This window comes from Anaerostipes sp. PC18, from assembly GCF_039789045.1.
Lineage (GTDB): Bacteria > Bacillota > Clostridia > Lachnospirales > Lachnospiraceae > Anaerostipes > Anaerostipes hominis.
This window is the reverse complement of sequence record NZ_CP121164.1, coordinates 491,567-514,529: the sequence shown is the minus strand read 5'-3', so window position 1 is coordinate 514,529 and position 22,963 is coordinate 491,567. Positions and strand designations below refer to the sequence as shown.

The 22,963-nt window shown below is 41.1% G+C and carries 26 protein-coding genes and 3 tRNA genes; 2 read left to right on the top strand and 27 right to left on the bottom strand.

What is annotated here, in order from left to right; all coding sequences use genetic code 11:
- Positions 1 to 140: 140 nt before the first annotated feature.
- The 9 genes from P8F77_RS02885 to P8F77_RS02845 form a co-directional block, all read right to left on the bottom strand.
- Positions 141 to 1,943, bottom strand: coding sequence for an IS1182 family transposase (locus tag P8F77_RS02885; RefSeq protein WP_034550782.1), 1,803 nt, complete (start codon positions 1,941 to 1,943; stop codon positions 141 to 143).
- A gap of 102 nt (positions 1,944 to 2,045) precedes the next feature.
- Positions 2,046 to 3,410: an MATE family efflux transporter gene (locus tag P8F77_RS02880; protein ID WP_287520258.1), complete on the bottom strand. Its 1,365-nt coding sequence runs from the start codon at positions 3,408 to 3,410 to the stop codon at positions 2,046 to 2,048.
- A gap of 133 nt (positions 3,411 to 3,543) precedes the next feature.
- Entirely contained in the window at positions 3,544 to 3,969 is a 426-nt protein-coding gene (locus P8F77_RS02875) for a MarR family transcriptional regulator (protein WP_024728639.1), read from the bottom strand.
- A 66-nt stretch (positions 3,970 to 4,035) separates the two neighbouring features.
- The gene (locus P8F77_RS02870) at positions 4,036 to 5,190 is read right to left on the bottom strand and encodes an NADP-dependent malic enzyme (protein ID WP_287520255.1); all 1,155 of its coding nucleotides are present in this window, start codon (positions 5,188 to 5,190) and stop codon (positions 4,036 to 4,038) included.
- Positions 5,191 to 5,238: 48 nt separating this feature from the next.
- Positions 5,239 to 5,724 (bottom strand): GNAT family N-acetyltransferase, encoded by a 486-nt coding sequence (locus tag P8F77_RS02865; protein WP_024728641.1) that lies wholly within the window; start codon positions 5,722 to 5,724, stop codon positions 5,239 to 5,241.
- Between the two features lie 116 nt (positions 5,725 to 5,840).
- Positions 5,841 to 5,911 (bottom strand) — tRNA-Gly (locus P8F77_RS02860).
- Positions 5,912 to 5,943: 32 nt separating this feature from the next.
- Positions 5,944 to 6,016, bottom strand: a tRNA-Phe gene (locus P8F77_RS02855).
- 73 nt (positions 6,017 to 6,089) lie between these two features.
- Positions 6,090 to 6,581 (bottom strand): HD domain-containing protein, encoded by a 492-nt coding sequence (locus tag P8F77_RS02850; RefSeq protein WP_024728642.1) that lies wholly within the window; start codon positions 6,579 to 6,581, stop codon positions 6,090 to 6,092.
- A 1-nt stretch (position 6,582) separates the two neighbouring features.
- Positions 6,583 to 7,239, bottom strand: coding sequence for a Crp/Fnr family transcriptional regulator (locus tag P8F77_RS02845; protein ID WP_287520251.1), 657 nt, complete (start codon positions 7,237 to 7,239; stop codon positions 6,583 to 6,585).
- A 94-nt stretch (positions 7,240 to 7,333) separates the two neighbouring features.
- Between P8F77_RS02845 and P8F77_RS02840 the strand changes: the two genes are divergently transcribed.
- Positions 7,334 to 7,942, top strand: a complete 609-nt coding sequence (locus P8F77_RS02840) for a 4Fe-4S binding protein (protein WP_024728644.1) — start codon at positions 7,334 to 7,336, stop codon at positions 7,940 to 7,942.
- Here P8F77_RS02840 and P8F77_RS02835 read toward each other — a convergent pair.
- The 11 genes from P8F77_RS02835 to P8F77_RS02785 form a co-directional block, all read right to left on the bottom strand.
- The gene (locus P8F77_RS02835; RefSeq protein WP_287520248.1) at positions 7,939 to 8,469 is read right to left on the bottom strand and encodes an HAD domain-containing protein; all 531 of its coding nucleotides are present in this window, start codon (positions 8,467 to 8,469) and stop codon (positions 7,939 to 7,941) included. The two genes, P8F77_RS02840 and P8F77_RS02835, sit on opposite strands and share 4 nt — an antisense overlap.
- 604 nt (positions 8,470 to 9,073) lie before the next feature.
- Positions 9,074 to 13,210, bottom strand: coding sequence for a hypothetical protein (locus P8F77_RS02830; RefSeq protein ID WP_287520242.1), 4,137 nt, complete (start codon positions 13,208 to 13,210; stop codon positions 9,074 to 9,076).
- A gap of 14 nt (positions 13,211 to 13,224) precedes the next feature.
- Complete coding sequence (locus P8F77_RS02825) at positions 13,225 to 13,602, bottom strand: alpha trans-inducing protein (protein ID WP_287520240.1); 378 nt, start codon at positions 13,600 to 13,602, stop codon at positions 13,225 to 13,227.
- Positions 13,603 to 13,634: 32 nt separating this feature from the next.
- Positions 13,635 to 13,811, bottom strand: coding sequence for a hypothetical protein (locus tag P8F77_RS02820; protein WP_186992513.1), 177 nt, complete (start codon positions 13,809 to 13,811; stop codon positions 13,635 to 13,637).
- Positions 13,812 to 13,827: 16 nt separating this feature from the next.
- Positions 13,828 to 14,181 carry a hypothetical protein gene (locus tag P8F77_RS02815; RefSeq protein ID WP_024728649.1) on the bottom strand — a complete coding sequence of 118 codons (354 nt, stop codon included), beginning with the start codon at positions 14,179 to 14,181 and terminating at the stop codon, positions 13,828 to 13,830.
- 12 nt (positions 14,182 to 14,193) lie between these two features.
- Positions 14,194 to 14,523, bottom strand: coding sequence for a hypothetical protein (locus tag P8F77_RS02810; RefSeq protein ID WP_235824648.1), 330 nt, complete (start codon positions 14,521 to 14,523; stop codon positions 14,194 to 14,196).
- Positions 14,520 to 15,209, bottom strand: a complete 690-nt coding sequence (locus P8F77_RS02805) for a CPBP family intramembrane glutamic endopeptidase (RefSeq protein ID WP_024728651.1) — start codon at positions 15,207 to 15,209, stop codon at positions 14,520 to 14,522. Before P8F77_RS02805 ends, P8F77_RS02810 begins: the two co-directional genes overlap by 4 nt.
- On the bottom strand, positions 15,187 to 15,672 hold the full coding sequence (locus tag P8F77_RS02800) for a hypothetical protein (RefSeq protein WP_095142997.1): 486 nt from the start codon (positions 15,670 to 15,672) through the stop codon (positions 15,187 to 15,189). Before P8F77_RS02800 ends, P8F77_RS02805 begins: the two co-directional genes overlap by 23 nt.
- Positions 15,673 to 15,681: 9 nt before the next feature.
- Positions 15,682 to 15,828 (bottom strand): hypothetical protein, encoded by a 147-nt coding sequence (locus P8F77_RS02795; RefSeq protein WP_155854036.1) that lies wholly within the window; start codon positions 15,826 to 15,828, stop codon positions 15,682 to 15,684.
- 129 nt (positions 15,829 to 15,957) lie between these two features.
- On the bottom strand, positions 15,958 to 17,463 hold the full coding sequence (locus P8F77_RS02790; RefSeq protein WP_287520237.1) for a hypothetical protein: 1,506 nt from the start codon (positions 17,461 to 17,463) through the stop codon (positions 15,958 to 15,960).
- Positions 17,450 to 18,496 carry an ATPase, T2SS/T4P/T4SS family gene (locus tag P8F77_RS02785; protein ID WP_024728654.1) on the bottom strand — a complete coding sequence of 349 codons (1,047 nt, stop codon included), beginning with the start codon at positions 18,494 to 18,496 and terminating at the stop codon, positions 17,450 to 17,452. Before P8F77_RS02785 ends, P8F77_RS02790 begins: the two co-directional genes overlap by 14 nt.
- 232 nt (positions 18,497 to 18,728) lie before the next feature.
- Here P8F77_RS02785 and P8F77_RS02780 point away from each other — a divergent pair.
- Positions 18,729 to 18,801, top strand: a tRNA-Gly gene (locus tag P8F77_RS02780).
- 149 nt (positions 18,802 to 18,950) lie between these two features.
- Here the strand turns inward: P8F77_RS02780 and P8F77_RS02775 are convergent.
- From P8F77_RS02775 to P8F77_RS02745, 7 genes are all read right to left on the bottom strand, one after another.
- Positions 18,951 to 19,133, bottom strand: coding sequence for an antitoxin (locus P8F77_RS02775; protein WP_347256329.1), 183 nt, complete (start codon positions 19,131 to 19,133; stop codon positions 18,951 to 18,953).
- Between the two features lie 478 nt (positions 19,134 to 19,611).
- The gene (locus P8F77_RS02770) at positions 19,612 to 20,265 is read right to left on the bottom strand and encodes a hypothetical protein (RefSeq protein WP_347256328.1); all 654 of its coding nucleotides are present in this window, start codon (positions 20,263 to 20,265) and stop codon (positions 19,612 to 19,614) included.
- Between the two features lie 8 nt (positions 20,266 to 20,273).
- A complete protein-coding gene (locus tag P8F77_RS02765; RefSeq protein WP_347256327.1) occupies positions 20,274 to 20,741 on the bottom strand; it encodes a type II toxin-antitoxin system antitoxin SocA domain-containing protein in 468 nt (155 codons plus the stop codon).
- A gap of 375 nt (positions 20,742 to 21,116) precedes the next feature.
- On the bottom strand, positions 21,117 to 21,278 hold the full coding sequence (locus P8F77_RS02760) for a hypothetical protein (protein WP_347256326.1): 162 nt from the start codon (positions 21,276 to 21,278) through the stop codon (positions 21,117 to 21,119).
- Positions 21,279 to 22,022: a BRO family protein gene (locus tag P8F77_RS02755; RefSeq protein WP_347256325.1), complete on the bottom strand. Its 744-nt coding sequence runs from the start codon at positions 22,020 to 22,022 to the stop codon at positions 21,279 to 21,281.
- 115 nt (positions 22,023 to 22,137) lie between these two features.
- On the bottom strand, positions 22,138 to 22,347 hold the full coding sequence (locus tag P8F77_RS02750; protein ID WP_347256324.1) for a hypothetical protein: 210 nt from the start codon (positions 22,345 to 22,347) through the stop codon (positions 22,138 to 22,140).
- Between the two features lie 237 nt (positions 22,348 to 22,584).
- A complete protein-coding gene (locus tag P8F77_RS02745; protein WP_347256323.1) occupies positions 22,585 to 22,962 on the bottom strand; it encodes a hypothetical protein in 378 nt (125 codons plus the stop codon).
- Position 22,963: the final 1 nt, after the last annotated feature.

Below are 22,963 nucleotides of genomic sequence, written 5' to 3'. Positions count from 1 at the left end.
AAAAGAGAAATAGGGATACCCTACGGAAATACGTGCCTTTCAGCATCGTCATATTCCGCAGGGTATCCCTATTTCTGAGATCAGTAATTATTTTTGAGCGCACAAAACAAAGGGGCTCTTCCAAATAAGCCACGTTTTCCTTATGCTGCGTTTTCTTCCTGTTTGCCTTCAAACCTCTGGAGTTTATTGCATAAGAACCGATGATATTTATTGATATTTCTACCTATCGCATACAGCATAAACTCTTTGTATACTTTATCTGTTGAACGGTGATTAAAACGCCGGAAATCATCATTTTCTTTGATATCCCCAAAATGTCCTTCGGTTTGGATTGAGCGGATCTGACGATTTAGGATTCCTTTCTCGCTTTGGATATTCGCATGAGATTTTTCTTTCAATTCTTCCCAGCGCTCATTGATCTTCATAACTTTATTTTTGTCGGCATCTTTTTCTGGGTTATATTTATACAGGCATTTCGCTTTATGCTCACAGCCACTGCAATCAGCACATCCATACACTTCCAATGTTTGTGTATATCCTTCCATTTCTTTTTCTTCTGTGCGGATATGTCTCAGTTCCCTGCCATCATGACAAACATAATAACGTTCATCCTCAAATATCTGGGTTGTCATGTTGTAGTATTTTCCTATATTTTCTTTATAGGCACGGGTCTTTCTCTGTTCATGATCCTGCAGTTTGATATAACTTTCTATGTTGTGTTCTTTTAGGAACAGTAAATTCTTTTCACTACAATAACCACTGTCTGCAGTAGTTTCCTTTAATATTTCACCGAAAGTATTGATGTGTTTTTGAATGACTGGGATCAGGGTGTTGTAATCTGTTCTGTCATTACTTACATAACCATGAATGATAAAGTAGTTCTCTACAGCAATCTGAACATTATAAGCCGGTTTGAGCTGGCCATTCATCATGTGATCATCTTTCATTCTCATGAAAGTTGCCTCTAAATCTGTTTTCGAATAACTGTTACGGTCTTTCCCCATGATTTCAAAACTTTCTGCGTATTCCATGAGTTTTTTGCCACATCCTTCGAGTTCTTCGTAAAGCTGCTGGATTTCAGATTTTTTCTTACCTTTTCCGTAAACAAACCCAATGCCTTCACCATCTGCTATCGTTGCTAAATTTTTCTGGAGCTTTAGTAGATCCAATGGAGAACAGTTGTCAATTTCGATAATTTTATTGTTTGGTAATTTTTTGTGTTTTGTAAGTTTTCGCTTGCGGTTCTTTTCAATCACTTCCCGCACTTTATCCATACCCTCAATAATAAACATCTGTGCATTTCCAAAACCGTATTTTGCATCATATCCGTTTTCTTCTAAGAGCTCGTTATACTTTGCATAAAGGGAATCGATGGTATCAAGAAGCCCTGCCAGATGGTAATTGAGTGTTCCACGCCATACAAATGTATAACGGTTTGCATTGGCTTCTATCTTTGTTCCATCTATAAAAAGCGATTCTAATGTGATCAGACCTTCTTTTTTTAATCGTCGCAGCAATTGATAATTCAGGTCATCTAAGATTTCGGGTGTCAGTTTTTTGTTTATGAAATCATAGAAGGCATCCCGTTTGGGCTGTTCGCCCTGCGTGAGCCAGATGAATCCAAGGTCTCTTTTACACAGGTCAACAATACGGTCAATCTCACGAATTCCCCGCATATTTGCGTATGTAAGAACTGCATATTTCATGATTGGGTTATACCCGTGTTTCCCCTTACCAGAATACTGCGCCAATAACGCTGTAAAATCCATTTCCTCCATTACATTTTTAAGGGTAAAGACCGGATCGTCATCAGGTAAACTCAATTCATAAAAGTTAAAGTTCATTTTTAGTTGTCCTAATTCGAAAAATCGGTTATAATAATCTTGTTTATGCATAGTTACATTATAACATGTAACGGAGAGGAGATGGTTATGGTTAGCCATCTTTTTCTCTTTTTATAGGGATAAAGTTAGGGAAGGCAGCGACATCACCGAGTCGCTGCCTTCACTATTCATGACTGTCTATTAACCGACAGCCCCATCTTTTTATGCTTCCGCCTTTTGTAATTCCAGTTCTTTTTCTCTTTCCTTTAATTCTTTTGCTATCTTTATAAACAGCAGAAATGAAACACCCAGTGACGCCAAATCCGCCACAGGCTGGGCAAATATGATCCCCTCAAGTCCAAACAAATAATTTGTGACCAGCAGGACCGGGAAGAATACAAGCCCCTGCCGGCTCAGCGACAGGATCAGGGACGGTATTGCTTTTCCCATCGCCTGGAACCCAAACATAAAAACGAACATAATGCCGATGACCGGGCCGGAGATCATTAAGACTCTCAGCATCCTCACACCATGGGCTACCACCGATCCGTCATTGATAAATGCCTGGATGATCGGCTCCGTAAACAACAGATAGAGCAGCGACAGAACCGTTCCCATGATCACATTGCATGCCATGGAAAACTTCATGGTCTTTTTCATTTTCTCCAGATTGCCTGCTCCGTAGCAGTATCCGATCAGAGGCGCAACACCGGAACCCAGTCCAATCTGCACCAGGATAACCAGCATATTTGCCTTCATGGCCACACCCATGGCCGCCACCGGAATATCGCCGTAGGATGCCAGAAAATTATTCAAAATAATATTTGCAGTGCTCATCAGGATATTATTGATTGATGCGGGAATCCCGATGGCAAATACACCGGACAGGATTTTTTCTTTTGCCGTAAAGTGCTTCGGTGAGATTGAAAGCCCTGTCTTCATCTTCGCAAAAAAGAACAGATAAAACACCACGGTACAAATATTTCCGATGATGGTTGCGATGGCCGCTCCCGCGACTCCCATGTTCATGCCGAGTATCATCACCGGGTCCAGCACGATATTAACGATAGTACCGATCATCATTCCGATCATTGAAACCTTCGCCGCTCCCTCTCCTCTGACCACATTGTTAAAGGCCATGGAGATTACGACAAATACAGCTCCCAGACCGATATAGGTCAGATAGCTCCGTGCATATTCTTCTGTGTTGGGGCTGCATCCGATAAGTTTCAGAATGACCGGCATCCCTCCCAGAAAGACGATCATCATGATGACGCCTGCTATGATACTGCCATAAAAACAAAAACTGCTGATCTTCTTTACCTTTTCTGTCTCTCCCTCTCCAAGCATCCTGGAGATATAGGAACATCCGCCGATGCCAAAAATATTTCCTACCGCCATGAGCAGCATAAATACCGGCGTCGTCAGAGACACTGCCGCAACCTGGTTCGGGTCTCCGGTCTGTCCGACAAAAAAAGTGTCGGCCATATTATAAAAAATAGTTACCAACATACTCAGCACTGTGGGCAGGGCCAGCGTGGCCACTGCCTTTGGCACCGGATATGATTCAAATACTTTATTATCCATTTGTTTCTTCCTCCTTTTATCGTAAATGCAGCCAGCTACATGATAGAATATAATAGAGTTTCTTTTATGAAACTCTCCTCCTGGAATAAAAATGAAAGCGCCGCAGGGCACTTTCATCTGCTGTTTTATATCTTCATTCCAGGCTTTCGAGTACTTTGCCGAGCAATTCACAGAGTCTTTGTGACTCTTCATCAGACAATGCTTTTCTGATGCGCATTTCTTCTTCTCTTAAATGGGCTTCCATCTCACTTTTTAAATCCAGCCCTTTCTGTGTAAGAATAACATTGCGGCATCTCTTATTCTCTTCATCCACAACACAGTACAAAAATCCTTTCGTCTCCAGACGCCTTAAAATACCGATGACCGTGGAATGTTTCACTCTCATGAATTCTCCGATATCTTTCTGGGTTATCTTCCGGTTCTGATGTTCCGCCAGATATAAAAGCAGTTCCATCTGGGAATAAGTCACATTCAGACAGCGCAGTTTCTGATTCATATGCTGAGTAAACTTATCGTGGATATGCTTAAATCTGGCTCCGATTTCCCTATCCTGGTTCATAATCCGCCTCCATATGTAGTGCACTACATATTTTACAAGACTTCGTCAAAAATTACAACCATTAATTTATTTTCTGCTTTCTGCCTTTACCGCATCCGCAACCGCACTGCATACCCGCTTATCGAACACCCCGGGAATAATATAATCCTCGCTGAGCTCCTCTTCTGTTATAATTCCCGCGATAGCCCGGGCCGCCGCCATCTTCATTTCTTCTGTAATCTGAGAAGCTCTGGCATCCAAAGCCCCGCGGAAGATTCCAGGGAACACCAGCACGTTATTGATCTGATTCGGAAAATCGGAACGGCCGGTAGCTACCACCTTTGCCCCGCCTTTTTTCGCCTCATCCGGCATGATTTCAGGCACCGGATTCGCCATAGCAAATACTACCGGGTCCTTTGCCATGGAAGCGACCATTTCTGATGTGACAATATTCGGTGCAGAAACGCCGATAAACACATCTTTTCCCTTCATGATCTCACGAAGTTCTCCTGTCTGCCTGTCCTTATTTGTTTTTTCCGCCATTTCTTTCTGTGCATCGTTCATCCACTCTTCCCCCGGACACAGGGCACCTTTCTGGTCTACAAGCACCGCGTCTTTTACTCTGAACTGAAGCAGAAGCTTACAGATAGAAATCCCGGCAGACCCTGCTCCGTTGATAACTACCTTTGCATCTTCCAGCTTCTTTCCCACAAATTTCAGCGCATTGATCATCCCTGCTGCCACGACGATGGCTGTTCCGTGCTGATCGTCATGGAATACCGGTATATCCAGTTCCTCTTTCAGCCGGCGTTCTATTTCAAAACATCTCGGCGCAGAGATATCTTCCAGATTGATCCCTCCGAATGTAGGCGCCAGATATTTTACTGTCTTTATGATCTCTTCCGTATCTTTCGTATCCAGACAGACCGGAAATGCGTCTATATCGGCAAACTCTTTAAATAAAATAGCCTTTCCTTCCATAACCGGCATAGCCGCCTCCGGTCCGATATCACCAAGACCAAGCACAGCAGTTCCATCAGAAACTACAGCTACCAAATTTCCTTTTGCAGTGTAACGGTACACATCCTCTTTGCAGTCCCTGATTTTTCGGCAAGGTTCTGCCACTCCGGGGGTATAAGCCGTACTCAGATCTTCTCTCGTCTCAACCGTCACTTTTGACCTTACTGCCACTTTTCCTCTGTTTTCTTCGTGCATCTTCAGCGCCAATTCATTGTAATCCATGACCTTCTCCTTTATGAATCTCTTTCATCTATAGTTTTCTTTATTATATTACAGTGTGATGTAAAATAAAATAATGTCTTCGTATCTGCCGTCTGACAAACGGTAGCCTCCGGGCACTGTCCCGAGCCGCTGAAATCCAAGTCTGTCATAAAGTCTCAGCGCACCCTGATTGGACGCTACCACCGCATTAAACTGCAGGACTTTGTATCCCAGCTCTCTGGCTCTTTCCATACAGTCCAAAACCAGCTGCTCTCCGATATGCCGGCCTCTTGCATCCTTGCTGACTGCATAGGACGCATTGGATAAATGTCCGCATCTGCCCACATTATTTGGATGCAGTATATAAAGGCCAAGAATCTTTCCGTCTGATTCAGCCACCCCAGTGTAAGACTGCCCTGCAAAAAAATCTTCTGCTTCCTTTAAAGAAAAAAAATCTTCCTGTGGAAACGCATTGGCCTCTTCTACCACCTGATTCCATATCGCTGTCATCTCTTCTAAATCTTCTTTTTTAAACTGTCTCACCGTAAGTTCCATGAACGATCCTCTCCTTTTCCTCGCTCTTTTGATCCCGCATCTTTTACAGGCCCGGTATAATCTGCCGCGGAAGAAAGAAAAAAGCCATCTTAGAGATATCTCTAAAAGGCTTGCTAAGCGGGTGATGGGAATCGAACCCACGTGATCAGCTTGGAAGGCTGGAGTTCTACCATTGAACTACACCCGCATATATGACAGAGTCTTTTCAATTCTCTGTAATGCCCAGAGCCGGAATCGAACCAGCGACACGAGGATTTTCAGTCCTCTGCTCTACCGACTGAGCTATCTGGGCATGTCTCATTCCTGTGACTTCTATACTTTACCATATCAAAAAGCCCAAATCAAGAACTTTTTTAGATTTTTTGTCATCTTTCAAAAAATAGATTTTCCAGATAATGAATCCCCGTTTTGGTAACAAATATTTTTTTCTTCACATTATGCGCGGCTTTCATTCCGCTCTTATCCTCCTCCAGATTCACAAGGAAGTCGGCTTCCACAAGGATCTGATAATCTATGCCGTCAATCCGGCTGTAAGTATGATGATGCCCGATCAGATAACAGATTCTGTCCATGGTTTCATTTTTCAGACCGAACTCACCCAGAAGCTTTCTGGCTTCGTCCGGTCCTTCTATCTCCTGGTATTTTCCTGAACTGCTATTGTATTTCTCCTCACTTTTTTTAATTCCAATATCATGAGTCACCGCAGCAATCTCCAAGATCTCCTGCAGTTCCGGTTCCAGTTCCTCCTGCTCCCCGATAGCTTTTGCATAGGCATACACTTTCATAAAGTGCTGGACTCTTTTGGAATCTCCCTGATAATACTCTATCATCTTTGTCATTACGTCACTGATCTTCATTCTATCTCTCTCCAATCGCAATTATATTTTTCTCAACAGACAAAACACCTTCCGTCTGGAGTTTCCTCAGTTCCACCATCATTCCGCTCCTGTCCACACACAGATAATCGGCCATATCTTTTTTAGAAAAAGGAAGCTTGATCCGGGACGTTTTCTGCTTATCCTGTTCCTGATTTATATATGCAAGAATCTTCTCCCTTGTAGTCCTCTTTTCAAGACATTCCAGCTTTTGATTCAAACGGACATTCTTTTCAGCCAGAAGAACAACCATATTTTCAATCAGCCGCTGGTGGAATGCACAGCTGGCATTGCAGGTCGTCAGTACCTTATGGTAGTTTAAGAACAACACCGTACAATCTCTGACACATTCAACCGATACAGGCAGCTCTGCATCCGGAAGACAGCCATAGGTCTCCCCGAACACTTCGCCCGGCCCGATATGGGCAAGAATCGCTCTTCTTCCCTCAAAATCATCTCTGACGATCCGGACTTCCCCGTCCACTACGATCCCCACTTCTTCCATCCTGTCTCCATTCAGACAGATGGCATCCCTGGAAGCATACGTTTCTTTTCTGGCCGACAGGCAGCCCAGCATCCCTTCTAAATCCTTCTCTTTAATTCCGCGGAACAGGGGACTGCGGTATAAAATTTGCTCCATTTTTTCACATCTCCTATAAATGTGTTGATTTATCAACAGACAACTTGTGCTCATTATAGTATGATGGGATTACAAACTCAAGGAGGAAATAAGAATGATACGACAAATAATAAAAATAGATGAGGAAAAGTGCAATGGATGCGGTCTCTGCGCTTCTGCCTGTCATGAAGGAGCCATTCAGATGATCGACGGAAAAGCAAAACTGATTCGGGATGATTACTGCGACGGCCTCGGCAACTGCCTTCCAATGTGTCCGACCGGTGCGATCTCCTTTGAAGACAGGGAAGCGCCGGACTATGACAAAGAGGCAGTCCTTAAAAACCAAAGAAAAAATAACAAGAGTGCGTTGCGCCAATGGCCGGTTCAGATCCAACTGGTGCCTGTGAACGCCCCGTACTTTGACAACGCCCACCTTTTGGTTGCCGCCGACTGTACGGCATTCGCACACGGAAACTTCCACGAACAGTTTATGAAAGAGAAAGTCACCTTAGTTGGATGTCCAAAACTGGACCCTGTGAACTACTCGGAAAAGCTGACAGAAATCATTCGTCAAAACAATTTAAAGAGCGTCACCGTAACCCGGATGGAAGTCCCCTGCTGCGGAGGGCTGGAATATGCCGTGCGCACTGCCCTGGAACAGAGTAAAAAATCCATTCCGCTCAATGTCATTACCATTTCTACAGAAGGGATTATCCTGGATTAGGAACTCTGATTTAAAATATACACTGCCTTTTGGGCCAGTTCTCTTGTAAGCCCGCCTTCCATAAAGCTTGTGCGGACCCAGTGCTCTCCCAGGCTGTTCTCTTCCCAATCATAATCCGTATCATCAAGGATCACAAAAGACCGGATGCGTTTCCCGCGCATCCAGTCTTTTACTTCCAGTGAGCGGTTTCCCTTATGGAGATGTTTTGTTTTTGATATAATCTTCATGCCATAGGAAGCCATGGCCTGATCTAATGCTCTCCCCACCCTGATCAACGGCCCTTTCTCATGCCACGCATGGCGCCAGCTTGACGACAGTACAATCTGCGCCCCCGTCTTCTCCACTATATATCTTAGTTGTTCTAAATTATCTTCATCCACATCAATGCCCATGAACGGCTCGATGTTACTTTCTTCCAATTTATCAAACAGTTCCATAGAATTCAGCACACCGTCGATATCTAAAAAAATGATTTTTTGGGGTTTTATCCTAAACCACCATTTATCAAAGGCTCTCATATGCTCCATCCCTTTCTCTTTATATAACTGATATATATTCCATTATACCAAGACGGGGCAGTACTTTCATCCGTTTTCCCTGGCAATTCTGGGATAACACCCGTTTTATTTTGCTCTCACCCTTTTTCTCGGGCTGTAACTTCCAAAATGGCTGTTCTGGCAGCAGATACCGACTTCGACTTAGAGAACTTTTGCCCGCTGACCAGCAGATCTGATAACCGCTTGGCTTCCCGGGACTTTTTCTGACATAGACTTTTGCCTGCTTTTTCCCGGCTTTTATCTTCCTGATTTGTGCTTTCTTTGGAACTATCACAAAATACCGCTTAATCTTTCCTGTATAACTCCCTTTTCCAATGACTTCCATTCTGGCTCACCGATGGTTTCGGCGTAACTAGTTTCCCCATGAATTGTCATTCCGCTTCTAATTACTAAAAATCACTATTACAAATAAACAAGATACTAATATAATTTTATCATAACATCTCCACCTGGTTAATATGATATAGTTTTTAGTATCTTCTCTCTCATAAATATATCATGGCAAAATAAGTAAAAAAATTCTATGTACTAATTTGAGAATTGCAGGGAATAACTCTCGCCATCCCCTGTCTATTTATTTCTTGATTTTAAATTCATATTTTAACACAGCATCTTCCCTTGTTTTTTCCAGCTGGCTTGTGAGCTGAGCGTTTAATTTCCCGTCTTTCTTCCATTTACTCGACTCTTTCAACGTATACAAATATTTCTTATTTATAAATCTTACATTATATTTATATGAGTCTTTAAAAGGATTGTTCTCGGCGATGTATACTGTCGAATCAAGTTTTGTTTTCTTCCCCAAAGAATCTATTGCCTGATAAACAATTTTATGCTCACCTACGGAATTTAACTTTTCAATTTGCATCGGTATCGGATCGACAACAGATACAGGTACTTTCAGGCCGCTTTTGTCATCCTCTAAGTCTTCTACCTGATAGTTTTCAAGTATTTCTTTAAGAACAGTTTGTGGATTGTTATCTAAATCTTTCTGATAAAATGCAAGATTCTGTGAATGTAATTTGGGAGGATTGTTATAAGTTACATATACCGTACCTTCTTTTTCTGCCACATTTCCAACACTGTCCTCAACTTGAAAAATAACTTTGACTTCTACGGTCTCATCTTTTTCAAGCTTCATAAAATAAGTGTCTATTACATCTGTATCATTCATTCCTCCAGAAAAGTTTTGGGGTTCCGGCCGGTATCCTTCCATACTTGTTCCATAATCTAATTTTATAATCTGTACTTTTTCCGTCAAATCTCCGTCTTCATCATCATAACAACCCTTTACAGCTTTTAATAAATCATTCTTTCTTATTTTTTCATTCTCTAAAAAAGTCTTTTTATCATGCAAAATAATGTCTGGCTTACTGTCCCACTGGCCTTCCATAAAAAATATATCCTCAGCATTCAATAAGCTATTTTTATTATCTAAATTCACAGATGCATTTACTTTCTTATAGCTTTTTGCAAATGCCAAGATATGATCTGATTTCCCCCTTTCCCGCTCTTCTTTTAATTCTTTATATCCAACAGGTTCCAATTCTCTTCTCTTACGGGCACTGCTGATATCTTGTTTCCATCCTATAAACTTCCCTTCTGATGACCGGAAACTGTTTTTCCTCAACAGTATATTTTCAGATTTGTTTTGTTCCTGGCTGTCCGTCGTACCAGCGGCACCCTGAATCCCCGGCAGATACTCCACCCTGTAATGGGGCCACAGTGCAAAAAGCGTCGCATCCGCATTTGCTGTATAAACATTCCCCGGCTGATACCCGTCTCCTGTTCCATCTGCATTCGTATTCCATGCAACAAACACGCCCGATCCACCGGAAGGTGTCAAAGCCGACAGCCTTATGTCCTCCTCCCAATACTTAACTGCTGCCGTGGGCATGTTCATGACCTCCTCTTTTGAATTTTTATCATAGCGAATCTGATATGCCTGACTCAAAACAATGCTGTATGGAACACAGCCGGAAGATGATTTTTTTAAATTTCCCGGTCTCATGACATATCCACTGCCTGCATACATAAATCTTCCATTCACAGACTGATTGTTCAGCAATGCATCTCCTGTTTTATAATTACTGTCCGCAGAATTAGATATGTTTCCTTTTACTGCCGCATAGCCATTCCGTATATTGGCAGCATCAAGAGAAATTCTGGCAGTCAGTGAATTGCTGTTGGAAAAGTATCGATTGGAGACCGTAATAAACCGATCCTTTGCGAGATAAATTTCCTGTTGTATCTCCGTATGTCCCTCTATTGAAAACAGGCTTCCTTCATGAAAGATACCCCGTTGTGTACCATTTTTGCACTGATTGTTTAAGATATGGGCGTTGTTGTTCAGGATCGCAGTATTCCTGTTATAAATGCCTGATCCATTTCCCGATGCACTGTTTCCCTGGATGTTCACTGCCTGATTAGCCTGAAACGTTGTAAAAGTACCGCTGGCTATATAAACAGCTCCCCCGTCTCCATAAGATTGATTTCCTGTAAAATTGCTTCCGTTTGCCTTGCAGGTGCCGTCAATGTAAATACCCCCTCCGCCTGCCTTTGAGGTGTTTCCGCTGACATTGCCGCTGCTAAAACTGCACGTGCCGGCAGAACTTACCGAGATACCGCCGCCCTTCCCGGAAGCGCTGTTGGAACTAACCGATACATTTGAAAATGAGACTGCTCCGTCTATCTGAAGTCCTCCACCGTTTACAGATGCAGTATTGTTTTTTATACTTCCTCCGCTCAAAGAGCCTCCTGCATTTTTCAAGATGGCTCCTCCCCCATATGTGGCGGCAGTATTGGAAGAAATCTCTCCGCCTGTCATAGAAAGTTTTCCCTTTGCATAGATCCCGCCCCCAGAATTGCCAGAATGATTATTTCTTACAGTTCCTCCGGTCATGCGGAATTCTGCCTCATGGTAGACACCCGCGCCATATACTGCCGAGTTATCATACATGCTTCCACCTCTCAGGGAGCCCTTCACAGAATCTGCACAGTAAATCCCGCCTCCATAGCCTTTGCTTTCATTTCCATGGATTACTGCTCCTGTCTTTATTTCCAGAGCCGCCCCCTTTTTGTAACTGCCGTTTGACAGACAGATGCCTGCCCCGTTTCCGTTGCTGTGATTTCCATAAATATTGCAGTCCTGTATGGCTCCGTTTGAACCGTTGTTTAAACATACGGCTCCGCCTGCATCCGCCTGATTATTTTTTAATACCACGCCTGTGGTGGATTTCTGCTGATATCCATCCTTTCCATTCACAGCCCATGTACCGGATCTCGTATATTTCCAGACGCCGAGATCACCTTTCGTAGAGTTTACTTTTCCATCTGTTTCGATCGCTCCCTGCACTTTAACTGCCCCTCCGAGAGCGTCCTTCTTTTTGTTGGACGCCGCACAGTCTGAAACTGTACCTCCATACAGCCTCAGGGTTCCATAATTCATAATGCCTCCGCCATGAATCGCCTGGCAGTGTTCTATCGACCCTGCAAACATGTAAAAAGAAGCACCATTGCCGACCAAGACACCGCCTCCATGGGAAGATTTCGGCGAACTGGAAGACACGTCTTTGCTGCTCTTTGCCCGGCAGCTGTCAATCTTCCCTCCGAACATATAACAGGATGTACCGGAATTCATGGCAATTCCTGCCCCTCCTGCAAAGTCTGCCAAAAAATATCCGTCTATGATACGGCTGTATTTATTTAGATACAGCTGTCCTGATGTAACTTCTATCATGGGAGCTGACGCAGCAACGTTTTTCCCGTTAATGTACAGATTATTTTTTGCTCTTCCATCTCCGTCATAGGCTCCTAATGTGAGTGACCCTCCGTTTACTTCTAACATGGCATCTTTATATCCCACAGCCCTGTTGAGATTATGTGCGCTCTCACCATCTGCATAAATCTTCACATGCCGACCGTTCGTCCTGATCGCTGATGTCACATTAAAGCCCTTATCCACACGGACTGCTATTTTCTCGCCTTTCTCTACGGAAGCCACTGCGTCCTTTAAAGCTTTGAGAGAACTCACGGCTTTAAAGTTAGAATATCCATCTGAAACAGCTTTCGCTGCTTTTTTCTGTACCTGAACAGGCAGCGGAGATACTTTGTCTGGCTTAGCAGGAACTTTGTCTTCCTTGAGAAAGCCAAGGTTTTTATATAAATCATTCACTGCACTCTCTATTTCTGATTTCCCGTCCTTCACCCGTTTCAGAGCAGTGTAAAAATCCAGATAATAACCATGTTTCTCCGATACCAGCTGCTTTAAATATTGTTCTAAAGATTCATAATCTTTTCCCTCAATCTGATTTATACACTCAATAACAATCTCTTCATCCGGTTTCTCCTGACTCCCTTTTTTCAGCATCAGAAAATAAGGCTCCAGCCGGTCAAAAAATCTTTCTAACTCCTCTTTTGTCCGTTCACTTTTTATAAGTTCTCTGATGATCTGACAGTTTGTCACTTCCAAAAACACAGACTTTTCCTTAGGACTTAACCTGTCATAAAATTTATTCTGTTCTTCTTGAGTCCAGGAGGTGAATACATCGATGTATCCACCTTCAAGCAGTTTCCCCATAAAACTCGTCTCTGTGCCGGCCTGAACAACTGAAGACACTGTGGCTGTGCCCTGTTCTGATCCCGATATCGCAGCCGCCGTCAGCAGACTTGCTACGATCACACCCGAAATAATTCTTTTCCCCCATTTTTTCATTCTGACATGCCTCCTTATGCTTCTTCCTGAAACTGTTCCAGCACTGCTGTTTTTCTGACCTCTATTATTTTTTTCTTTCCGTCTGAAGTAAGGAAAGTCTCACGGACACTGACATCCAGCAGTCCGTGGATATGGTCGGCTCCGATAATTTCCACTTCTATATCGGCATCTGACGTAATCTGTGTCTTTAAATCCCGGACAAATGCCTCTGCCATCTGCTCTCTGGATTCGTACTGTTCCTCCTTCATATTGTCCAAAGTCTGTTCAACCGCATTGGAGACATCCATCGTAAGTTCTGTTTTTCTGGATGCGAGTCCTGAAATATTTTGTGTTATAAACACAGAGTAGATTAAGATGACAAGTAAAATAATTCCTGTGACTGCCCCTTTCATAAAATTCCTCCTCTGCTTTATCCCTCACTGCGTCATCCCAGAAATATAAATGAGCTGTTCGCACCTGACTTTTCAAAAAATGTTGAAATGGTATCCGTCAGCGCTTTTTGAAACTGGGTCACAAAAGTACCTTTGGCAAAAACACATAAGGCCAGCACTACAATCACTGCTACAATAATTAATCCGTAATCTTCTAAAAAACTTTTCATAAGTAACTCCTTTCAGTCATTCTTCATCCTCTGTTACACTGTTTGCATAGCTTCTGATCTGACAAACCTTTTCTATCCGCAGCAGAGGTACATATAATTTATACTTCAATGTTACAAAAGAGCGTGCCCTGTTCTCGTCGGCCTGTTCCCTGGATACATCCAAAGAAACATACCCGTCCTCCTTTGCCTCCTTCCGGCATTGCTCAACCACTGCTTTTGAAAAACCCGCCGCATCCATCTTATGGACTGCGGCCGACTGGTATTGCTTTGCGTTGGAGACCACCTTCGTATTGACACAATAAACGACATTTAAAAACATTCCTGCGGCTATAATAAAGCAGCATACAAATGTCTCTACGGCCAGCCTCATTTTCTATCCTCCTCATAATGCATACCCTTCAATCTCCTGCCAGCTGGCAATTCCCAGCAGTTTTATCCTCAGATGATAAGCCAGCACTACTTTATACTTTGGCTTTTCATCATAAAAGCCGTCATTTTTTACAGAAAGACTGTATCCCTTTTCAGACGCCTCTTTTTCACACTCTTTAATGATCAAAGAATCAAAGCCGCTGGCCTCAATTCTGCCTATCATTTCCTCATGAACGGCTCTCGCTCCGGCCTCTTCCAAAGCCGCTCCATTATATGAAGCCATAATAAAGGCACCCAGGCAGAGCAGAATCACACTGATGACTAATTCGACAGGCATCTTCATAAACATTCCCCTTTCTTCTTTATCGTCAGGCAGACGGTCCATGCGGAAATAAAAGTAATACAGACGGTAAGACAAAAATGATTCAGACTGATCCAAAGGATCGGTGAAAAGGACAGCAGATTGCTGATCATATGAACTGAAAAAGGTGCTTTTAAGCTGTGATGCTTCTCATATACGAAACAAAAGACGTTCCCCCACAATGCTGCGTAGATACCCTGGATCACATGTCTGTGGCACAGCCCGAAAATGACACTGGAAATCAGAGACGACTTTACTTTCCCCATCGGTTTTAATCCTTCGAACAGAAATCTGCGGAATAAAAGTTCCTCGGCTGCCGGTCCAATGATTCCTGCCGCAGCTGCGTTTACTAAGAGCGGGCTTATCTCGGCCCTCTGATCCATTATAAATTTGCTGTTATGGAAATTTTCAGTAAGATAAATAGAAATGTATTGTGTGAGAAAAAAGAAAGAAATCGTAAATAGAATCAGTCCGCTGCGGATTCTGAACCTTTTCCCTTGATTACTTGTCAAAAAGGGTCTGCAAAGAAGGATCAGACACAGGCCGCTAATCAGATTTGGATACAGGCCAGGAATTCCGATCAAACTGCACAGCTGTCCGCAGATCCTATAAAGCGTGAAATAAATAAGGAATCGTTTTACATCCTCATTCACTGTGATTTTCTCCATAATTCTTTACCAGTATCTTAATTCTTCCTTCCGAAACCAGCCCGATGGAGTTTTTAACCGTATATAAAAGAATAAATTCCTTATCATGGCTCGTATCTAAATATTCTGACTCAAACAAAGACCTCACCTCTTTTCCTCCCTCATTCGTGACAACAAAAATCTTGATCTTTTCCGTCAGGTCACCGTCTTTTTTATCCTCTGCCTTTACAAGCTTTCTCGGATTCAACTGCTCTTCTTTTCTAATAATGAGTCTTCTTGCCGTACCGTCTTCCCCACGAACACCCGATAACTCCGGTCTGCCCTGCTTTTGAAAAAATTCATTGGATGAGATATGATTGGTATCTTGTATAACGCCGTTTGCTTTCAGCTGTGAATAGACTGTATTTCGTATAAGGAAAACTGCTCCAAAAGCTGCTGCTATCAATACAATGATCCTTCCGTAATTTTCAATGATCTGCTTCACCTCATCCTCCTAACACAATACACAGCTGATAGAGTCAAAAAAGGCTGTTCCAAACCGGGCGGCAGCAGATAATAATACCCCCAGAAATGCAAGAACAGCGGTTCCTGCGATCACACACACAATTATGCTGCCATATTCGTCAATGATTGTCTTCATAGGTGTCACCTCCTTTCAGCTTATCAGCTGAACAAAACGAATGTAAACTGCACAGATACCGATGCCTGTAAGCAGCAAAAATAAAACCGCTCCCAGTTCCTCAAAAAAATCCTGCATATGTCCTCCTGTCTATCCCGGAAGTTTCGTCCAAAGCGTAAAGAAACTCCCGAAAATCAATCCCAAATCCATGATCATCTTTAAAGTTGCCAGCACCATGGGCACAAACGTCAATGCCCCTATCCCCGCTACATCGTTCTCATTTTGAATCCATTCTGCCTTGTCCATTAATACATTATTCCGATGGATCAGGGTATTGATCTGTGCCTCGGAATCGTCTTTCCCACAGTTGGTAAGCGAATATAACATCTTGGAGGCAGACTGTATTTCCGGCAGATCAAACTCCGACAGAAAGTTCTGATACGGCAGTATGGATTCCGGATCTTCATCAATGTTATGGAGAAGCATCTCAATCTGCTCCTTTAATACATAAGGTGCTTTATCAAGAGAATCCCTTATTGCAACATAGACGTTTTCTGTCTGAAGACTCAGCGCGATCCCCCTGAGCCAATAAGGAAACTTCTGATTGATCTCTTTTAGAATTCTCCTCCCGGCATTCTTTCTCTTTAACGACGGAGTGAACCACGCCGCGGCTATCAGGGCTGTTACAGCCCCTATAATATAGAGATTCTGCCAGTCAAACCCCAGGAGTAAAACAGGAAAACTCAGTGCAGTAATGATCCACGGCTGTTTTCCGTCCTTTTCCTCCCGCATTATCTTAAAATCTTTTTGAATCTGTTCCGGATTTTCTTCCATCGTATCTTTTAGCCAGGAGCCGGTGAGCAGTTTTTGTGCTCCCAGATATAACATGAGAAACAAAAACAAAAGAAAAAATGTCGTTCTCTGGTAAAGTGGTCCCCTAAGTACCTTTCCAAGCATCTCATCGCTGGCCAGCATCATGACTGTGGTCCCCGCAACTGCCAGCGACGCGGTCAGAGAAAGCACGATCTTAAATTTCATACTTTTTCTCTCTTTCTGAAAGAGATACGTCCGCTCTGTCCATTCTTTAACATCGTCTAATATGATATTTAACGTACTTTGATACTGGCCACCCAGATTTTCCACTTTGACCAGATAATCATGCAGCATCTTCATCCGGTCACAGCGGTACTCCTGCTCAATACAGGAAAGTGCGTGCCGATACAAGTCGTCTGCTGCGACCGGACTGCTGATGGCTTTCTCCGCTTCATCGATAAGTTTCAGAATACGGCCTTCACAGAGCTGTTTTGTCTCCTCCAATGCCACGATAATCTTAGGCTGCTTTTTGAAAGAATATATCATCTGCTCCAAATAATTCACCACATCCCTGAATCTTTGCTCTTCATACATATATTTAAACTGCCGGATGATAATGATCGGAAAAAAGCACAGATATGCCAGGCCCAGACCCATGATATAAGGTATTTGCAGATGAAAAAATCTTCCTGCCAAAAGAATTCCAAGAAAAGATAAAAATAAAGATGCCAGATATTTTTTGAATGAATAAGAGTATCCATAGCCCCGGATCTCTTTTTTTAGATTTGTATATTTGATGTACCAGAATGTTTTCAGGATTGCTCTTTTATTACGTTGTTCCATTGTTCATCCCCTCCCATCGGAACGGATCTTTGACCAGAAATTTTTTCTTCAGCTTCTGCGGAAGCTCTTTATTTATAATCCTCCGGTCCTTCAAGATCATCTGTATCTTTTTCTGTCCATTCTGATCCAGATAGAAACAGGCAATCTGATCAATATAGCGGAGGATTCTGCCATCCAGGCTCTGTTCCTTCCGTATCAGAATTCCCAAGTCCACAAATCCATAGACGTCCCTCTCTATACGTTCCGATGCGATGGGATCGTCCACCATATTTTTCATCCTCTCCGGAATCCTCCGCACATCATCCGTGTGAACGGTTGTCAGCGAATAGTGTCCCGTTGTGAGGGACTGGATTAAATGCTGTACTTCCTCACCCCTGGCTTCCGACAGAAGAATCCACGTAGGCAGCTGCCTTAAAGACGCTTTAATGGCTTCTACGTAGCCAAAAGTATCTTCATTGACCTCAATGGCCACACAGTCTTTTCCCGGATTAATCTCCCTGTAATGTATCTCCAGACTATCTTCAATCGTAATAACTCGCTCCATGTCCGGAATAAACCTGGTCAGATATTTCAAAAGTTCTGTCTTGCCGCTGCCTACCTGACCTGCGATCACAATATTCATATGTCCGAGAACGCTGTTTTTCAGGAAATTCAGGATTTCTCTGCCGCAGTAATCCTCTTTAAAAATCTTATCTTCGCTGAGCCTTACAAGTGCCGGTGACTTTCTTATAGAAATGCTCCGCCCGGTGGCACATACATCTTCATGTATAATGGAAATCCTCAGTCCATCTACTTCTGCCTCCACCAAGGGATCATATTTATTAAACGGAGCAGAGACCGCATTGGCTATCCTTGCACTGAACTGGCTGATAAAGCTTTCCGAAATCTCTGTTCCAACAACGGTATGCCTGCCCCGGTCCAGGTCGTCAATGATCAGCTCTTTTCCATTCCAGTTGATGTCGGTAACCATATAGTCCTGGATAAAAGGCAGCAGCGGTCCAAAATACTTGTCTTCGATTGCAAATTTCTGCATAGTTCCTCCTGATCAATGGGAATCGGTTTATCTTGAAATAGATGTAGAAATGATTAGCTGTATTTTTGATATAAGATATCTTATTTCCATATTTTAACTTATATTTATTTTTTTGTCAATCCGATAATTGATTTTTTCATACAGCAAAAAAATAGTAAAAAAGATGGTTGACATCCTTGCTCTAATATTGTAAAATATATTTTGTTCTCAGCAAAGAACTTCTGAATAATATGCGATAGTAGTACAGTTGGTAGTACGCAACCTTGCCAAGGTTGAGGTCGCGGGTTCGAGTCCCGTCTATCGCTCTCTTTTAAACGGCTTATTTAAGCCGTTTTTTCTTTTCGTTAATTTCTTCACACGTTTTACTTTACGGATTTACTTTACGGCATAGTATTTTAGTAGGAAAAGTAGGATAAAAATAAGCCCGGCTAATTGCCGGGCAATACAGTTCTTTTTATTCTCCATCGTGTTTTATATATTGTTCAACACACATTGAAATAAATGCATTCAGAGACATCCCTCTTTTCTTTGCCTCTTGGGAATAACGTTCCTTATCCCCTTTCTTCACACTATATGAAATCCTATCATAAGCTTTTGCATTATATCTATTCTTTACCTCTGCACTTGTTTTACTCATGCCTCTCTCCCTTTTTATATAATACAATCATAACTGCCAACACACACACTTGACCTATTACTGATACAAGATTCTTGGTTACTATAAACATAGTCCCTAATATAATTTCCAAAGCCAAGAGGATCAATACTATTTGCTTTTTTCTCATAGTCCATTTATAATTGAAGTAGATAGGGGAGCTTATGCTCCCAGCTATCATTCAGAGTTTTCATGGTCGTCATCGTTATCTTTTTTATAAATCTTGTATGCTATGTAGGTAGTGACTACAGTGCATATGGATGAGATAATGGTGGCGACTGCATTTATTATGTCGTTAAACTTCAATTACTTTACCTCCTTTCTGATTATATAATATCATACTTACACAAGTATGTCAATATTACTATAAAATTATTTTATAAAATCAATTTTCACTCTATTTCTACACATTTACAATCACCCTATTAAAAAAGCACCTACTTTGTAGATGCCTTTTAACTTATTCTTCTATTGAATATGTAAATCCATATGCCTCATATACCTTTTCTTCATCCAAAAAATCCATTGCAAAACATGTATCCAAATAATTTAAACGAGCACATTTGTTTCCATTATTCACCGGGCACTCTTCAAAAAACAATGAATTTGCCTCTTTCACCTTCTCTTTATTAAAATATATATGGTGATTAGTATCAAAAAATAAAAACGATAATATATTACCTATTATTTCAATAATAACTCTTACGGCATATCCACTTCCCGGTATCTCGAATTGGTATAGATTATTACCCTCTACGATAGAATTTATTCTACTTTCATTAAAACCATACTTATCAAGGATATTTTTGACTAGTTCTAACCTTTTATTTCCTTTAATCTTATGAAAGTGCATTGCACTTGCTTTTCCATCAGTACCTTCTACTAGATCCTTAATAACTTCAGAGGACAATAACCGTAGTCCTGTAGACAATAATCGAGTTACCACTTTAAGATAATGTTCATTATTTTTATAGTGATTATTAAATCCGTCAATTGTTATAGATTCAAAATGAAAATCACTAAATGAAAACACCGCTTTTGCTTCATTAATATTAATTATTTCTTGAGATTTTACAATATTTTTAGGCCTTGTTGTATTTTGAATCTTACGCATCGTTTCCTCTATGACAATCTTTTACTATAACAATTAAAGATCTCTTCATCATCAATTTGGACATTTCCAGATTCACCAGGCAACAGACCAATTCTAGCCTTAATCCATGGTGATTCCTGATGTGTGATACTTTCTAACTGATTAGCTGAAAATCCCCCATAAACAGTCAATATTTGATCTAAAATTTCTTGCACATCATCACAAAAATGAACGTTTTCATTGATTTCTTCTTGAGGAATATCTTCCCATCCATAACATTTATACTTATCATATAATTCAGGAATTACTGGACCATGGGCCCATGCCTCAATTCTCTCATCAAATAATTTATTAGTAAGTGAGTTTTCTGATTCATTCAGTAACACAAGCGTCCATGAATAGGCATAATAGACTAGTTTCTGAAGCTTCTTAGGCGACAAAGACTCTTGCTTCAAAAACCAGTTTGCGACCTGATAAACATCATACATGGCTTTCATAAAAATTCCTCCTCTATCAACTGTCATCACAACATATTGTGATACAATTCCTACTCTCATTATACTAGATTATTTATAAATCTCAATAAAATATTTACTTTTTAAAATACATTTAATATTTGTAATTGTTTTTATTATTGCACTCTTTTTCTTTATTATGCAAACACTTGTACGGGCTTTTTGGGCAAGTTTCTAATTATTAAAGCTGAAAAATTACAGTGTAAATACATAAAAAGACCGGGATCTCTCCCAGCCTTTTTTTATACATCTCATGTTACTGTTTATCCAACGCAATTACGCCATTTCCTAAATCTAGTTTACCTCTAAAACAGCCATTTTACAAGGTCTTTAGAGCTTCTTCCCAACCATTGAAGCCTACAAAATGCAAAATAGACTATACAAGAAGTTTTGTACTATCTTATTCTCAGCCGACTTTTGAATTAATTTTTCCTTGTAGCTTGCTAACTCATTGACACTCATGTCCTTTAGCTTCTCTAAATAGGGGGTTAGTTTCTCATAAAATTCTTCGTCTGTCATTTAGGCCACCTCCTGTTTTAAAACGTTTTTAATAACAGGAAGCACTGTTTCAAAGTACACCCAGGTATCAACCTCTTTTACAGAATGTTCGCTTTTGCTTCTACGGTACTCACCATACTCATCAGTTTTAAGATTATGTTTATTTGCAATTCTTCCAATCTTATTTGCACTAACACCAAACATCTTTCCGATTTCTCCAGCAGAATACACTTTTCTTTCTGACCTAGGTAACGGAATCAATTCTTCCCCCGATAGCACCTCACTTGCTTTTGACACAAGAACTGTTTTATATGTATCAGATAAAGTGTCCACATTGGCAAGTTTCAAATAAGTTTGGGCCATCCTAGAACGAGCATTCATCATCATAATTTCTGTTCGGTCTGCCTTGTGTTCTTTTGGTATTTCGTATACACCAGTCTTGCGAAGAGATGGAAGGACTTCGTCTGTAACCCAATCTGTAAATACCTCAGCGTTTGGTTTTTGACTTTTAAAGACTAGCTTATATACGCCGCTTTCAGTAATGAACTTTTCCCCAGCATTATTCAATTTTCGGATGTCCTTATTTCGGACATCTGAATTTTTTAATTGCAATGCTTGCTTTTTATTCATTTTGGCAAGATAATTTCTCACAGAACTTTCTGCCAATCCTAAACATTCGCCAACATGATATGGATTAAACAATACCTGTCCATCCAATTCAAACGCTTCTACTTCGTGTCCTTCAAAAATCAATACTTCATGCATATATGTTTTTCCTTTCTTTTATTGAAAGGAACAGTCATCTATGATAAAATATTTCATAGAGGAAGTTCCTCAGTTGTGAAACACTCGATCTGCTTGGTAGGTTGTCGGGTGTTTCTTATTTTTTTAGTTCTTCGTCGATTTTCTCGTTGAGCCATTCTTTTTTTGTCCTATTATTCTTAGACAATTTTGCTTCAAATTCTTCCATTTTTTCTTTATTTATTTCTACATAAAATGCCTTGGAAGTTTTCCTTCGCTCTTTGAAATAATCTGCACGACTTTTATTATCAGCTACTACAATCGCCCCCTTTCTTGTAGCTTGATACAAGTATAGTATATATCTAGCTACAAGTCAAGCGGTATTTACGAATATTTTCCGTCCTACCTACGGAACAAACAATTATCCTCCTTTAAAATAGTATGATAAAAGAGTTGTACCAAAAATGAGTATTATAAAAGCACCCAGATTATTCCAGGTGCTCTTCCACTATGCTTCTATAAATACAGGATGAGGACTTTACGATAATTTTATCGAAAAGTATCTTTACATTCCACTATATTTCTACTATTTTTCTCTCTCATCCATATTAATATCTTTGGCTAATTTGTTTCGCGCTTTTAGGAGCCCTTCATCGCCTTTGCCTTTTGAAATAGCATTAAATATATTATCGATATCTTTTTGTACTTGCTTGCTCATTTTTGTTTCTTTTCCTGGTAAATCTGGATATGCCTTCTTTAAATCATTAAAATCATTTACCATTTCTAATGCCGAGTATGTATCATCAAAATACATATCAACGGTTTCAATAATTACTTTTGCACCTTTATACTGCTCATCCGAAAGTCCATCTGGTTTTCCTTTTTCAGATGACGAACACCCCGCCAACCCAACAACCATGCACATTGCAAACGCAAACACCAATATTTTTTTAACTTTTTTCATG